Annotated in this window: 11 protein-coding genes and 2 pseudogenes; 8 read left to right on the top strand and 5 right to left on the bottom strand. The window is 39.5% G+C overall.

Going from position 1 to position 14,883, the window contains the following annotated elements; translation table 11 throughout:
• Positions 1-171 precede the first annotated feature (171 nt).
• From HT697_RS02245 to HT697_RS02260, 4 genes are all read left to right on the top strand, one after another.
• Positions 172-1,371 (top strand): radical SAM protein, encoded by a 1,200-nt coding sequence (locus HT697_RS02245; protein ID WP_173219717.1) that lies wholly within the window; start codon positions 172-174, stop codon positions 1,369-1,371.
• Positions 1,364-2,911 carry an ABC transporter ATP-binding protein gene (locus tag HT697_RS02250; RefSeq protein ID WP_173219714.1) on the top strand — a complete coding sequence of 516 codons (1,548 nt, stop codon included), beginning with the start codon at positions 1,364-1,366 and terminating at the stop codon, positions 2,909-2,911. The genes HT697_RS02245 and HT697_RS02250 overlap by 8 nt, the downstream gene beginning before the upstream one ends.
• Before the next feature lie 184 nt (positions 2,912-3,095).
• A complete protein-coding gene (locus HT697_RS02255) occupies positions 3,096-3,470 on the top strand; it encodes a CidA/LrgA family protein (protein ID WP_000781325.1) in 375 nt (124 codons plus the stop codon).
• Positions 3,467-4,162 (top strand): LrgB family protein, encoded by a 696-nt coding sequence (locus HT697_RS02260; RefSeq protein ID WP_001288943.1) that lies wholly within the window; start codon positions 3,467-3,469, stop codon positions 4,160-4,162. The genes HT697_RS02255 and HT697_RS02260 overlap by 4 nt, the downstream gene beginning before the upstream one ends.
• Positions 4,163-4,337: 175 nt before the next feature.
• Here the strand turns inward: HT697_RS02260 and HT697_RS10260 are convergent.
• The 3 genes and pseudogenes from HT697_RS10260 to HT697_RS02270 all read right to left on the bottom strand — a co-directional run.
• A pseudogene (locus HT697_RS10260) lies at positions 4,338-4,487 on the bottom strand (IS630 family transposase); the annotation flags it as partial.
• Between the two features lie 578 nt (positions 4,488-5,065).
• Positions 5,066-6,265, bottom strand: coding sequence for an ABC transporter permease (locus HT697_RS02265; protein ID WP_112443876.1), 1,200 nt, complete (start codon positions 6,263-6,265; stop codon positions 5,066-5,068).
• Positions 6,262-7,155, bottom strand: coding sequence for an ABC transporter ATP-binding protein (locus HT697_RS02270; protein WP_112443875.1), 894 nt, complete (start codon positions 7,153-7,155; stop codon positions 6,262-6,264). The genes HT697_RS02265 and HT697_RS02270 overlap by 4 nt, the downstream gene beginning before the upstream one ends.
• Positions 7,156-7,494: 339 nt before the next feature.
• On the opposite strand from HT697_RS02270, the pseudogene HT697_RS02275 reads away from it, so the two are divergent.
• Positions 7,495-7,782: pseudogene (locus HT697_RS02275) on the top strand (IS30 family transposase); the annotation flags it as partial.
• A gap of 401 nt (positions 7,783-8,183) precedes the next feature.
• A complete protein-coding gene (locus tag HT697_RS02280) occupies positions 8,184-8,801 on the top strand; it encodes a TVP38/TMEM64 family protein (protein ID WP_000076168.1) in 618 nt (205 codons plus the stop codon).
• A gap of 319 nt (positions 8,802-9,120) precedes the next feature.
• Here the strand turns inward: HT697_RS02280 and scrK are convergent, their stop codons facing one another.
• Positions 9,121-10,008 carry a fructokinase ScrK gene (scrK, locus tag HT697_RS02285; RefSeq protein ID WP_000164310.1) on the bottom strand — a complete coding sequence of 296 codons (888 nt, stop codon included), beginning with the start codon at positions 10,006-10,008 and terminating at the stop codon, positions 9,121-9,123.
• A gap of 149 nt (positions 10,009-10,157) precedes the next feature.
• Complete coding sequence (locus HT697_RS02290) at positions 10,158-12,044, bottom strand: sucrose-specific PTS transporter subunit IIBC (protein ID WP_188109845.1); 1,887 nt, start codon at positions 12,042-12,044, stop codon at positions 10,158-10,160.
• A 379-nt stretch (positions 12,045-12,423) separates the two neighbouring features.
• Here HT697_RS02290 and HT697_RS02295 point away from each other — a divergent pair, with 379 nt between their 5' ends.
• Both HT697_RS02295 and HT697_RS02300 read left to right on the top strand, forming a co-directional pair.
• On the top strand, positions 12,424-13,878 hold the full coding sequence (locus HT697_RS02295; protein WP_173219990.1) for a glycoside hydrolase family 32 protein: 1,455 nt from the start codon (positions 12,424-12,426) through the stop codon (positions 13,876-13,878).
• A complete protein-coding gene (locus tag HT697_RS02300) occupies positions 13,859-14,824 on the top strand; it encodes a LacI family DNA-binding transcriptional regulator (protein ID WP_166732299.1) in 966 nt (321 codons plus the stop codon). Before HT697_RS02295 ends, HT697_RS02300 begins: the two co-directional genes overlap by 20 nt.
• Positions 14,825-14,883: the final 59 nt, after the last annotated feature.

Consider the following 14,883-nt stretch of genomic DNA (forward strand, 5'->3'; position numbering starts at 1 on the left):
AGGTGAAAATATGAGAACAGTGCAAATTATTGACCTTGAAGATCTATTAGATACAGATCAAACTTACTCCGTACCAGGTCATTGTGGTCCAAGCCATTCTTGTGGTGGCGGACGATAGTTTTCTATGAGACGAGTTCTCACTCGTCTCCTTTATTTTATAATGGTGATATTATGCTAAAAAAAATATATACTAATATTGGAGATTATTATTTCGATAGTGAGAAATTCACATTATCTACTTCTTCAGTAGAGGGAACTACCTCCTATAAGCCCCCCTACATCCCCAAAAATGTTTTACAAAAAATTGTTATTAACATATCTAACAGTTGCAATTTATCCTGTTCTTACTGTTATGCGGATGGTGGAAATTACGGCATGGATAATAAAATCATGACTCTAGATACTGCTGATAATATTATTAACGAAGTCAAATTTAGAGGTATAACACAAATTAATAGACTTATCCTATTTGGTGGAGAACCTTTTCTTAATACTCAATTATTCGAATACATTATTAAAGAATTTTCCAAATTTACAACTATACTTAAAATAGAAACCGTGACTAACGGAACAATACTAAATAATAATGTTAAAAAAATAATAGATAATTTCCAACCATATCTAACTATTAGTTTAGATGGTCCAGAATTTATACATGATAAATTAAGAGGTAAAGGTAGTCATCGTAAAACTACTAAATTTATCCACTATTTAAAAACTATAAACTACACTAATTTTGAAATTGCTTCAACATACACTAGACTACATCAATTACATTCTCTAAGTAGAGATGATATTTTCCAATATTTTACAAATATGGATGTACACTTTAACATCAATGACGTATTTAGTAAAAATAAGGTGCTTGTGGTTAAAGAAATGGAAAAAAGCTTAGTAGATAGGAAAAAATTCATTACTGATTCTATAAATAATATTGTTGAAAATAATGAAAAAGCTTTTATAAGTCCCATCCTATATGATGTTTTAATTTCTATGATTTATAAGAGTACTAATCATACATTCTGCGACGATATAGATCCTTCAAATACCATAACTTTTGATGTTGATGGTAGCAAAAAATTGTGTTTTAGATTTTGGGGAACTCATAATAGCTCTAAAGCAGAGCTATTTAATAATAAAGAATACTTCCAACAATGTAAAGATTGTTGGTGTAAAGGTATGTGTCTTGAATGCGTTGCTAATATCATTGATGGTTATTCTTCAGTAATTAACGAAGATGGACAATTTATAGAATGTCATAAGCCTGAATTAATGGAATATTGTATTAAAGAAATCATTTATCTTTCACAAGATCAATCCAAAATATCTAAACTCGTTAATAATTTCAAAAGGTTTATCCGCTATGCTTAAAAATTTCTTTTCCAAGAAACACCTCATACTTTACTTCTTTTCTATTGCGATTACTTGGCTGGAAGCAATTATCACACCAGCCCTTGTTCAGAATATTGTTACCAGTTTTACCAATCAAGAGCTAGGCCTTCTTTGGAAAGTTTTGATTTTGGGAATCCTTGGAAACCTCATCCTCTTACTAGGCTTAGCTGGGAAACGCTATTACTACGCTCGTTTGATTACTGACTTCAAATATGGAATCAAGAGTGCTATTTTCAAGCGATTTTTAAACAGTTATGAGATTGATGAAAAGGATATTTTGTCCGACCTAGAAAATGACGTCAAGCAACTAGAAGAAAGCTATATTGAGCCAACGGTCATCATCATTTCTTCTCTTGGCTTCACAACTGTGTCCATTCTCTATGCCCTATGGACTAATTTTTACCTAGGCTTGATTTTCATCCTCTTCTACTCCTTTCCTGTACTCTGCAGTGCTATCGGATCAAAGCGTTTGGACTCACTTTCTGAAAAGCGGTCCACTGTTAACCAGAGCTACTTAGCAAGCTTGACAAATTTTATTGGTGGTAGCCAACAAATTCGCCATTATCAGGGACAAGACTACTTTTTTACTCGCTACCAAAAACAATTACAAACCAGTCTAGATGCCGAAATCAACTATGAAAAACAACGCACTTTAAACAGTCTCTTGATCAATAGCATCGATGCCTTTTGTTCTGTCACACCAATCGTCATCGGTGGCTTTATGACCTACTATAATTATTTAGATGCGGCGAGTTTTGTGGCTATCTATCTAGTTTCCCATAATATCGGCTATCAATTCCAAGAGTTGGCTTACTTTACCAACACCCGAAAAGCGACTCGAACTCTTCTCAACAAATACCAAAAACTTTTGAACCAGTCTGATCCCATCTCGCCTAGAAGCATAGAAAATATTTTCCCTATCCAACTTGACACCATCTCCCTTGAAAAAGAGGGGAATAGCCTCTTGTCTCCGATTTCCATACACATCAAGCAAGGAGAAAAAATTGCCATTATCGGGGAAAGTGGCTCTGGTAAAACAACCCTGCTCAATATCATTCATGGAGAAGAGACACCAACAAGTGGTCAGATTAGCTTTGCTGGTCAGAACCTGTCACGTCAAGAAATCACAAGTATTAGTTCCTATATTCTCCAAGATAGCCATTGCTTTGACACGCTATCTCTGGAAGACAATATCCTTCTAGGACTGGATAAAAATCCAGAGACTTTAAATCATATCCTCAAAAAAACAGGATTAGAACATTTGAAAAATCGAACGCTCAGTAATGATAGTCTATCTGGTGGCGAGAAGCAACGCCTAGAAATCGCTCGCGCCCTCTACCATGATAGCCAACTCATCTTAGCAGATGAGATTAAGGCCAATCTTGACTCGGAAAATAGCAGAAAAATTAGCGACTTGCTTTTCTCCCTACCTCAAACAGTCATTGAAGTCATTCACCACTACACAGAAGAGGACTTAAAGCACTATGACCAAGTCATTCACTTAAGCAAAGAAAAGTAGTATTCTTCGAAAATCGCTTCAAACTATGTCAGTTTGACCTACAAACCCAACACTTTGCTTTGAGCAACATGCAGCTGACTTCCTAGTTTGTTCTTTAATTTTCATTATCCCTTGTGCATTTCCTTGAAATTTTCTGAAAAAATAGTAAACTGGTATGTAAGAAGTCTATTTCGTGGAGTTTAGGATGAAATTATATGTTCAATTAATGATTCTCTTTGTGATTTCTCTAATCGGAGAGGGGATTTCCAGTTTCTTTCATTTGCCCATACCAGGCAGTATTATCGGTTTGATTATTCTCTTTCTAGCCCTGCAGTTCAAGTGGCTGAGAACCAGACATGTCAACATGGTTGGGAATTTCTTGCTGGCCAATATGACCATTCTCTTTTTACCGCCAGCAGTGGGAATCATGGAGAAGTTTGATGTGATTGCTCCCTATCTTTTGCCCATTGTTTTGATTGTCTTTTTTGCAGCAGTCATCAATATTATCCTTATTGCCTTGGTGGTTCAGTTTATCAAGAGACGATTTGAGGGAGATTATGAGAAAGGAGATGCCAAATGAGTGAATTTGTTTCCAATCCCCTGTTCGGGCTTGCCCTATCTATCCTAGCTTATCTAGTGGGAATGCTGATTTACAGACGTTTTCCCCATCCATTGACAACTCCCCTGCTTTTGTCGGCTATTTTTATCATTATTTTTCTTAAGGTGACAGGTATTTCTTACCAAGATTACTACCAAGGTGGGGTTTATCTGAACAACTTGATTGTTCCGTCTACAGTGGCTCTAGGGATTCCGCTTTATAAGAGTTTTCACCTGATGAAGCACCATGCTCGGAGTATTCTCTTTGGTAGTCTGTTAGCAGTAGTGGTCAATACCTCTTTCACAGCCCTTGTGGCAAAAATATTTGGAATGGACTTTTTCCTAGCCATTTCTCTCTTTCCTAAGTCAGTAACAACCGCCATGGCAGTAGGAATTACAGAAAAATTGCAAGGTCTGACGACCGTGACCTTGGTGGTTGTAGTGGCGACTGGGATTTTAACCAGTGTCATCGGACCAACCCTTTTGAAGTGGTTGAAAATTGACGATCCAGTAGCTGTTGGTCTTTCCCTTGGAGGAACAGGCCATGCAGTCGGAACAGGGACAGCCTTCCGATACGGCTCTGTAGCAGGAGCTATGGGTGGTTTGGCTATCGGTGTCACTGGTATTCTCTATGTCTTTGTCAGCCCTATCGTAGCCAGTTTGATATTGAGTTAATACTCTTCGAAAATCTCTTCAAACCGCGTCAACGTCGCCTCGCCGTAGGTATGGTTACTGNNCAACCTGCGGCTAGTTTCCTAGTTTTCTCTTTGATTTTCATTGAGTATAAAAAGCAAGGAATTCGAGCAATCTCATTATGGTAGTGATATGGGGGTCTAACTTCTCATATTTATACATTTCTCCAATCAGTTAGTTGATTACAATCGAGATTTTCTATACTCTCCTTATAAGATTTTCGCATAAGATGAGACAGCACACGCTGAAGACGTCTATGTTATTTAGATTTAATGCAATCTTTTAAAAGAGTTTTGATAATCTATATTTCTTATTTAGTTTAGTTGATTTCATATCACTTCATATCACTATACTATAATGCTTATCCAAATGATTACACTATCAAAATACCCTATTATTAGATGCTTACGAAACAGATTTTTATACTCTTCAAACCACGTCAGCTTGTCCTTAGTGTGTATATGTTACTGACTTGGTCAGTTCCTAAACCTCAAAACATAGTTTCGAAGATCCTTCCGCTAACTTCCCAGTCTGATTTCCATTGAATATTAAAGATACTTTATCACATAAAGAGGCTGGATGAAAAGTCTTCACAATCAAAAAACGCATACTATCAGGTCTTGAAAAATCCTGGTAGTATGCGTTTTTTGTGAGCTGACTTATTTCCTTTCACTATATCGCAAAATGAAATAAGAACGGAAAACGATGGGATTTTGGAATTCAAATCAATTTATAAGAATGTTTTAGAAGCAATATTATCCTATTCCAGATTCAGTTCACTATACAATCAAGTTTTCAAGTAACCTATTTACATAATGTGTAAGTAATTAGGTTCGTGATTCCACTCTTTTCATCTCTAAAAAACCTCGCTTTCGCGAGGCTCTTCTATTTATAAGCTAAGGCACGTTTAAAGGTTTTCCAGATTCCTAAATCATCTGTTTGCAGAACGAGACTAGCATACATGCGTCCGATAAATCCTGTTGCTACCACCGCAAAAATCACTGTAATAGCTAGCGAAATCCATGCTTCTGCTCCCCCTGCATAGCCATTAATGGTTCTAAATGGCATGAAGAAGGTCGAAATAAAGGGAATATAAGAACCAATCTTCAAGATGAGATTGTCACCAGCTGCACCCAGAGCTGTCACTCCAAAAAAACCACCCATAATCAAAATCATCAAAGGCGACAAGGCTTTTCCTGCGTCCTCCGGACGAGAAACCATAGAACCTAGAAAGGCCGCCAAGACGACGTACATAAAGAGACTAACCAAAATAAAGAGCAAGGTATTCAGTGAGAAAGCATCTCCCAAGTGATCTAAAACACCAGACTGAGCCAAGAATGGCAAATCTTTAAATAACAGAATGGCAGCGATACCACCTACAACATAAATCCCAATATGCGTTAAAATCACTAGAAATAGAGCCATCATCCGCGCATAGAAATAGTGACTTGCCCTTATGCTAGAAAAAACGACTTCCATAATTTTGGTGCCTTTTTCACTGGCAACTTCCTGAGCCGTCACACCCGCATAGGTAATCAGAATCATATAAAGAAAGAATCCTAAGGCGCCTGCTGCAATTGTTTGAATAAACTTTTTATTTTCCTTGGCTTCATCAATCTTTTCTGTGAATTGAACTGTCTGCGCTAAGCGTTTTTCCTGCTCTTGAGACAAGGAGGCCGTTGAACGATTAAGCTGATTTTGCAGCTCATTGAGTGTACCTGTAACTGCAAATTTAATTCCATTTTCAAGCGATGTTTCGCCATGATAAACTGCCTTTAGAACACTATCTTCTTGATCAATAGTCAAATAGCCTTTTAATTTTTCATCTTTAATCGCTTCTTTGGCACTTGCTTCGTCTTTATAGTCAAAGTTAATACCATTTACATTCTTCAGTCCTTCTGCCACAGATGGCACTGTTGTCACTACTGCCACTTTATTATTTTTAGCCATTGAAGAGCCTTGAAGATGCCCAATTCCTACAAAGATTCCTAAAAAGAGGAACGGCGAAATCACCATAAAGAAGAAACTCCACGATTTGACATGTCGAAGATAGGTTTCCTTGATTACAACCCACATATTTCTCATACTTCCACCCCTGATTCTAGTTTAAAGATTTCATCGATTGTCGGCGCTTGTTGGTCAAAGGTTGCGATATATTGCCCCTGAGTCAAGATTGGGAAGAGTTCCCTTCCAGCGCTCTCATCCTCCAAAATCAATTTCCAACTGCCTTGTTTGGTCAAGCTCACCTGTTTAACATGAGGAAGTTTTTCCAGTTCTTCCTTGCTTCGTTCACTTGCAACAAAGAGACGCGTTTTCCCGTATTGATTGCGGACATCCTGAACTGGTCCATGCAAGACCACACGGCCATCTCGGATCATGAGAATATCGTCACAAAGTTCCTCGACGTTGGTCATAACATGGTCAGAAAAGATAATGGTTGCCCCACGTTCTTTTTCCTGAAAGATGACTTGCTTGAGCAATTCAGTATTGACTGGATCCAAGCCACTGAAAGGCTCATCCAAGATAATCAAGTCTGGTTCATGAATCAGAGTAATAATAAGCTGAATCTTCTGCTGATTTCCTTTTGACAGACTCTTGATTTTATCAGTCAGCTTCCCTTTCACTTCCAACTTCTTCATCCATTGAGGGAGTTTTTCCTTGACCTCCTTGGCATCCATACCTTTTAGAGTCGCCAAATAGCGAACTTGTTCAAGAACTGTCAATTTAGGCATGAGACTGCGTTCTTCAGGCAGATAGCCAATCCGAGTGTAGGTCTCCTGACGAATATCCTGATTATCAAGACTAATTTCTCCTTGATATTCTAAAAACTTCAAAATACTGTGGAAAATCGTTGTCTTCCCAGCACCATTTTTTCCGACTAGTCCCAAAATACGACCTGGTCGCGCTTGAAAGTCAATACCAAACAAAACTTGCTTGGATCCAAAACTTTTCTCTAGACTTCTTACTTCTAGCATCTTTAACCTCCGAAATTTCTTTCACTCATTATACTCTTTTTTGATAGCCTTTACAATGATTTCTGTCCATTTTTAGAAGACTAATGCTATGTAAAATATGGCATGGAGCGTTTTTAGTGATAAATCCATTATACAGTAGCAAACTTAATTTATCCACTCTGCTCCTCAACTGTCTATTTTTGATCCTGAATTGTTATTTGAGTAACTCCTTTTTCCCCATAAAGTTCTCTTCCTCTAAAACTTCTGGAAAAAAGCGAATAATTTCTTGACAACATTTTTTATAAGAAACAAGTTCATCTGTCATTTCAAGAAGGAGTAATCCTTTATCTACTAATGGACGGAACGGAATTCAACCGCCTGTCCGATATGTTTTCTAAGGAACATATCTACTATGCACATCCCTATACCTCTTGGGAAAGGGGAACTAATGAGAATCACAACAGGCTTATTCGTAGATGGTTACCTAAGCCTAAGGGAACTAAGAAAACGACTCCCAAAGAAATCGCATTCATCGAAAAATGGATTAACAACTATCCTAAAAAATGCTTGAACTACAAGTCGCCTAGAGAAGACTTCTGGATGGCTAACTTGAACTCGAAATTTAGCAATAATTCATTCACCATCTAACTATATTTAGTAATTATTTCAGAACTGATTCATATTAAAATTAACTAACGATTCAAAGGATTCATACTAGACATAAATTACATCCATCAGATAGAGACCCTTATTATTTTTAGATTTTAGCTTTTCTAGCTTCAGAATACATCTAAACTTTAGGGAATATGACTATTCGAAAGCTCGAATGCATCAAAATTATCTCAGATAAGCTATTCGAAACTTAGAATGCTTTTAAATTTATGTAATTGCGATTATTCTAAACCTAGAATACATGTAAACTTTAGGGAACGGACCTATTCTAAGTCTCGAAGGACTATTCACTATCCATTCCTCATCAAAAACACTCATTCCCCCTTTCTCCTCCAAAATATGGTATAGTAGAAATATACTATCTATGAGGAGTTTACATGTCACAGGATAAACAAATGAAAGCTGTTTCTCCCCTTCTGCAGCAAGTTATCAATATCTCATCGATTGTCGGTGGGGTTGGGAGTTTGATTTTCTGTATTTGGGCTTATCAGGCTGGGATTTTACAGTCTAAGGAAACCCTCTCTGCCTTTATCCAGCAGGCAGGCATCTGGGGGCCACCCCTCTTTATCTTTTTACAGATTTTACAAACGGTCGTCCCTATCATTCCTGGGGCCTTGACCTCGGTAGCTGGGGTCTTTATCTACGGTCACATCATCGGGACAATCTACAACTATATCGGTATCGTGATTGGCTGTGCCATTATCTTTTATCTGGTGCGCCTCTATGGGGCTGCCTTTGTCCAGTCTGTCGTCAGCAAGCGCACCTATGACAAGTACATCGGCTGGTTGGACAAGGGCAATCGTTTTGACCGTTTCTTTATCTTTATGATGATTTGGCCCATTAGTCCAGCTGACTTTCTCTGTATGCTGGCTGCCCTGACCAAGATGAGTTTCAAGCGCTATATGACCATCATCATTCTGACCAAACCCTTTACTCTCGTGGTTTATACCTACGGTCTGACCTATATTATTGACTTTTTCTGGCAAATGCTTTGACACGTAAAAAATCCGTTTGGTTTCCCAAGTGGATTTTTAAAGCGTAGATTAACTATAGCTTAATACTAAATATACTTTGGTATGGAAATCATGCATATTTTTCGATAGTAAGGCGAGGACTTACCTAGCCTTTCCGCCGTGATAGAAACACCTGAAATCTAATGGTTTCAGGTATTCGGAAACTTTGAGACATTAGGCTCAAAGTTTAGGTATGGAATTTCGAAGAAAGTCGCTACCGTCCGTAATCACTTAAGGAAAGGCTCAAAAATATTATTTGCAACCACAAAATCCGTTTGGTTTCCCAAGCGGATTTTGTGCTTTATTTTGAAACTTCTTTTGCAAGGACAAAGTTTCCAAGAGTAGCAGAACCATTTCCTGCGACTGCTGGCGTCACGATGTAATCACGCACATCAGGTACTGGTAGGTAGCCATTGAGAAGAGATGTAAATTTCTCACGGACACGGTCCAGCATGTGTTGTTGAGCCATGACCCCTCCACCAAAGACAATCACGTCTGGGCGGAAAGTCACTGTCGCATTAACCGCAGCTTGAGCGATATAGTAGGCTTGAACATCCCAAACAGGGTTGTTGAGTTCAATGTTTTCCCCACGAACACCTGTACGAGCTTCCAAACTTGGACCAGCTGCATAGCCTTCCAGACATCCCTTATGGAAAGGACAAACACCCTTAAACTCTTTTTCAATATCCATTGGGTGTCTAGCAACATAATAATGACCCATTTCAGGGTGACCCACACCACCGATAAACTCACCACGTTGGATAACACCTGCACCGATACCTGTACCGATTGTGTAGTAAACCAAGTTTTCGATACGACCACCCGCATTGTTACGGGCAACCACTTCACCATAGGCAGAGCTGTTTACGTCGGTTGTGAAGTACATTGGCACGTTGAGGGCGCGACGAAGGGCACCAAGCAAGTCCACATTTGCCCAGTTTGGTTTTGGAGTCGTCGTGATAAAGCCATAAGTTTTTGAGTTTTTATCAATATCAATCGGACCAAATGAACCAACTGCAAGACCAGCAAGGTTGTCGAATTTTGAGAAGAACTCAATGGTTTTATCGATTGTTTCGATTGGAGTTGTTGTTGGAAATTGTGTTTTTTCTACAACGTTAAAGTTTTCATCACCGACAGCACAGACAAACTTTGTACCGCCCGCTTCCAAGCTTCCATATAATTTTGTCATGATAAACCTCTTGTTTTTATTTTCTTTATTATAGCATATTTCGAAAGTCTAAATTTCTCTATTTTTTAGATTTTCCTCTGTAAATCTTACCATTCAAGCAAAAACGAACAAACATGTCATTTGTTCGTTTTCACATTAGAGAGGATTGATTAGATTTTCACTTCGATCACAGCATCCCCCTTCGCAACTGAACCTGTTGCGACTGGAGCTACTGAAGCGTAGTCAGCTGTGTTTGTAACGATAACCATTGTTGTATCATCAAGACCAACTGCAGCGATTTTGTTTAAGTCAAATGTTCCAAGAACATCGCCAGCTTTCACCTTGTCACCTTGAGCAACTTTTGCTTCAAAACCTTCACCGTTCATTGTTACAGTGTCGATACCAACGTGGATCAAGACTTCAGCACCATCAGTTGTTTTCAAACCAAAAGCGTGTCCTGTTGGAAAGGCGATTGAAACTTCAGCATCAGCTGGTGCATATACCACACCTTGACTTGGCTTCACAGCGATACCTTGTCCCATAGCTCCACTTGAGAAGACTGGGTCATTAACATCAGCAAGAGCTACAACATCACCGACGATAGGAGTTACAAGTGTTTCATTTTGAAGAGCTGCTGGAATATTACCAGTTGTTTCTTCTTGGACCAAACGTTCTGTCGTCGCTTCAGTAGTAACTTCTTCTTCGTCCTCGTAACCAAACATGTAAGTAAGAGCAAAACCAAGGGCAAATGATACAGCTACCATGAGAAGGTATTGGGCAAGTTGTCCGTTACCAACATAAAGCATTGTACCAGGGATGATGGTGATACCATTACCAGTACCAGCAAGTCCAAGGATAGAAGCCAATCCACCACCGATTGCACCAGCAATCAATGAAAGGAAGAATGGTTTACGGAAGCGCAAGTTAACCCCGAAGATAGCAGGCTCTGTAATACCTAGGAAGGCAGAAAGAGCAGCTGGGAAAGCAAGTGTTTTTAGTTTTGGATTTTTAGTTTTAACACCAACCGCAACAGTCGCAGCACCTTGAGCTGTCATAGCAGCTGTGATGATAGCGTTGAATGGGTTAGCATGGTCAGCAGCAAGCAATTGAACTTCAAGCAAGTTGAAGATGTGGTGCACACCTGACACGACGATCAATTGGTGAACCCCACCAATCAAGAAACCACCAAGACCAAATGGCATGCTGAGGATCGCTTTTGTAGCGATAAGGATGTAGTTTTCAACTACGTGGAAGACTGGTCCGATGACAAAGAGTCCAAGGATAGACATGACCAAAAGTGTCACGAATGGCGTTACCAAAAGGTCAATGACATCTGGAACAACCTTGCGGACAGCTTTTTCAAATTTAGCTCCGACAACCCCGATGATGAAGGCTGGAAGAACAGAACCTTGCAAACCAACAACAGGGATGAAACCAAAGAAGTTCATAGCTGTTACTTCACCACCTGAAGCGACTGCCCAAGCGTTTGGAAGTGAGCCAGAAACAAGCATCATACCAAGAACGATACCAACGGCAGGATTTCCACCAAATACACGGAAGGTTGACCACACAACCAAACCTGGCAAGATGATGAAGGCCGTATCTGTCAAGATTTGTGTGTAAGTTGCAAAGTCACCTGGAAGTGGCATTTCAAGAGCGTTGAAAAGACCACGCACACCCATGAAGAGACCTGTCGCTACAATAACTGGGATGATTGGAACGAAAACGTCACCGAAAGTACGGATAGCACGTTGGAACCAGTTCCCTTGTTTCGCAGCTTCTGCTTTCATGTCAGCTTTAGATGATGTTGGCAAGCCAAGCGCAACAACTTCATCGTACATTTTGTTAACTGTACCTGTACCAAAGATGATTTGGTATTGACCTGAGTTAAAGAAAGCACCTTGAACTTTTTCCAAGTTCTCAATCACCTCTTTATTGATTTTTCCTTCATCTTTGACCATGACACGAAGACGAGTCGCACAGTGAGCTACACTGTTGACATTTTCACGTCCGCCCAAGGCATCGATGACTTTTTTTGCAATTTCCTGATTGTTCATTTGCAAAAATCTCCTTATATAAAATTTTGTTATTGTTTGAAAGCGATTTTATTCGCCCTACGACTATTATTTTATCATGTTTTAGAAATATGTCAAGCGTTTTGCAGAAAAAATATTCTATCCACTTAGTGGGCACGCCATAGATTGATTGTTTTTGACTGTTTTAGCAGGCATTTCTTAAAAAAATAAGTTTGGAATCTTGTTTAAAAGGATTTTGCTTCACTTTCTTTCATTTTTTTGTAGATAGATGATTGATTTTCTGGTTTTAATTTGTGATAAACGCTTGACAGCTTTTCCTCTTTTTTAACATAAAAGGCTTGCATTTTTTATCGAAAACGGTTACTATTAAAAGTGATAAGATTTTTGGAGGAATGAATGAATGGAATGGACAACTGAGCGTCGTTACAGACTTTATCAAGATTGGACGCAAGAAGAAATTCAACATATAAAAGAAAATATAGCACAATCTCCATGGCATACTCATTACCATGTTGAGCCAAAAACAGGACTTCTCAACGATCCAAATGGCTTTTCCTACTTTGATGGCAAGTGGATTGTTTTTTATCAGAACTTTCCATTTGGTGCAGCCCATGGTTTAAAATCTTGGGTGCAATTGGAAAGTGAGGACTTGGTTCACTTCACAGAAACTGGTGTCAAAGTTTTACCTGATACTCCATTAGATAGCCACGGTGCCTACTCTGGTTCTGCCATGCAATTTGGTGATCAGTTATTCCTATTTTATACAGGAAATGTCCGCGATGAAAACTGGATCCGTCACCCTTACCAGATTGGAGCTTTGATGGATAAGGATGGTAAGATTACCAAGATTGACAAGACCTTGATCGACCAGCCAGCAGACTCAACTGACCACTTCCGTGATCCGCAAATTTTTAACTTTAAGGGGCAATATTATGCTATCGTTGGTGGACAGGACTTGGAGAAAAAAGGTTTCGTCCGTCTCTACAAGGCTGTCGATAATGACTATACAAACTGGCAAGCCGTTGGCAACCTTGACTTTGCTAACGACCGTACTGCCTACATGATGGAATGTCCAAATCTGGTCTTTGTAGGGGAACAACCTGTCCTTCTCTACTGCCCACAAGGATTGGATAAGAACGTTCTAGACTACGATAATATCTTTCCAAATATGTATAAGATTGGGGCTTCCTTTGACCCTGAAAATGCCAAAATGGTAGATGTGTCTCAACTTCAAAACATGGACTATGGTTTCGAAGCCTATGCAACTCAAGCCTTCAACGCTCCTGATGGACGTGCTCTAGCTGTTAGCTGGCTTGGCTTGCCTGATGTTTCATATCCATCTGACCGTTTTGACCACCAAGGAACCTTCTCTTTGGTCAAGGAACTCACTATCAAAGACGGCAAACTCTACCAATACCCAGTCGCAGCTATCAAGGACCTTTGTGCTTCTGAAGAACCTTTCTCAAACCGTGCCCAAACCAAGAACACTTACGAACTTGAACTCAACTTGGAAGCCAATAGCCAGAGCGAGATTGTCTTACTTGCTGATAAAGAAGGCAAGGGACTTTCAATCAACTTTGACCTTGTAAATGGTCAAGTGACAGTGGATCGTAGCCATGCTGGAGAACAGTATGCCCAAGAATTTGGAACTACACGTTCTTGCCCAATCGAGAATCAGGCTACTACTGCTACGATTTTCATCGATAACTCTGTCTTTGAAATTTTCATCAATAAAGGAGAAAAAGTATTTTCTGGTCGTGTCTTCCCACATGAGGACCAAAATGGTATCCTGATTAAATCTGGAAACCCAACTGGAACTTACTATGAATTAGATTATGGTCGCAAAACTAACTGATGTCGCCAAACTTGCAGGCGTCAGTCCTACTACCGTTTCTCGGGTTATCAATAAAAAAGGGTATCTATCTGAAAAAACCATTCAAAAGGTTAATGAAGCCATGCGAGAATTGGGCTATAAACCCAACAACCTAGCTCGTAGTCTGCAAGGAAAATCAGCTAAATTAATCGGCTTGATTTTCCCCAATATTTCTAACGTTTTCTATGCAGAATTGATTGATAAGCTGGAACACCAACTCTTCAAAAATGGATATAAGACCATCATCTGCAACAGTGAGCACGATTCTGAAAAGGAACGCGAATATATCGAAATGTTGGAAGCCAATCAGGTAGACGGCATCATTTCTGGTAGTCACAACTTGGGAATCAAAGACTACAATCGTGTGACAGCACCGATTATTTCCTTTGACCGTAACCTGTCGCCAGACATTCCTGTCGTTTCCTCTGACAACTATGCTGGTGGGGTTCTTGCTGCCCAGACCTTGGTTAAGACAGGCGCCCAATCTATCATCATGATTACAGGGAATGACAATTCTAACTCGCCAACTGGACTGCGCCACGCTGGTTTTGCATCTGTACTCCCAAAAGCACCTATTATCAATGTTTCCAGTGACTTTTCTCCCGTCAGAAAAGAAATGGAAATCAAGAATATCTTGACTCGACAAAAGCCAGATGCCATCTTTGCTTCAGATGACTTGACTGCTATTCTGGTCATTAAAATTGCTCAAGAACTGGGCATTTCTGTCCCTGAAGAACTCAAGGTCATCGGATATGATGGGACCTACTTTATCGAGAATTACTACCCCCAACTGGCTACTATCAAGCAACCCTTGGAAGAGATTGCCTGCCTCACTGTTGACCTTCTCTTGCAGAAGATAGAAGGCAAGGAAGTTGCGACAACTGGTTACTTTTTACCAGTTACTCTATTACCAGGAAAAAGTATTTAATACTCAATGAAAATCAAAGAGCAAACTAGGAAGCTAGCCACAGGCTGCTCAAAGCACTG

Origin of the sequence: Streptococcus sp. 1621, from assembly GCF_013276615.1 — a bacterium.
In the GTDB taxonomy this organism is placed as follows: Bacteria; Bacillota; Bacilli; order Lactobacillales; family Streptococcaceae; genus Streptococcus.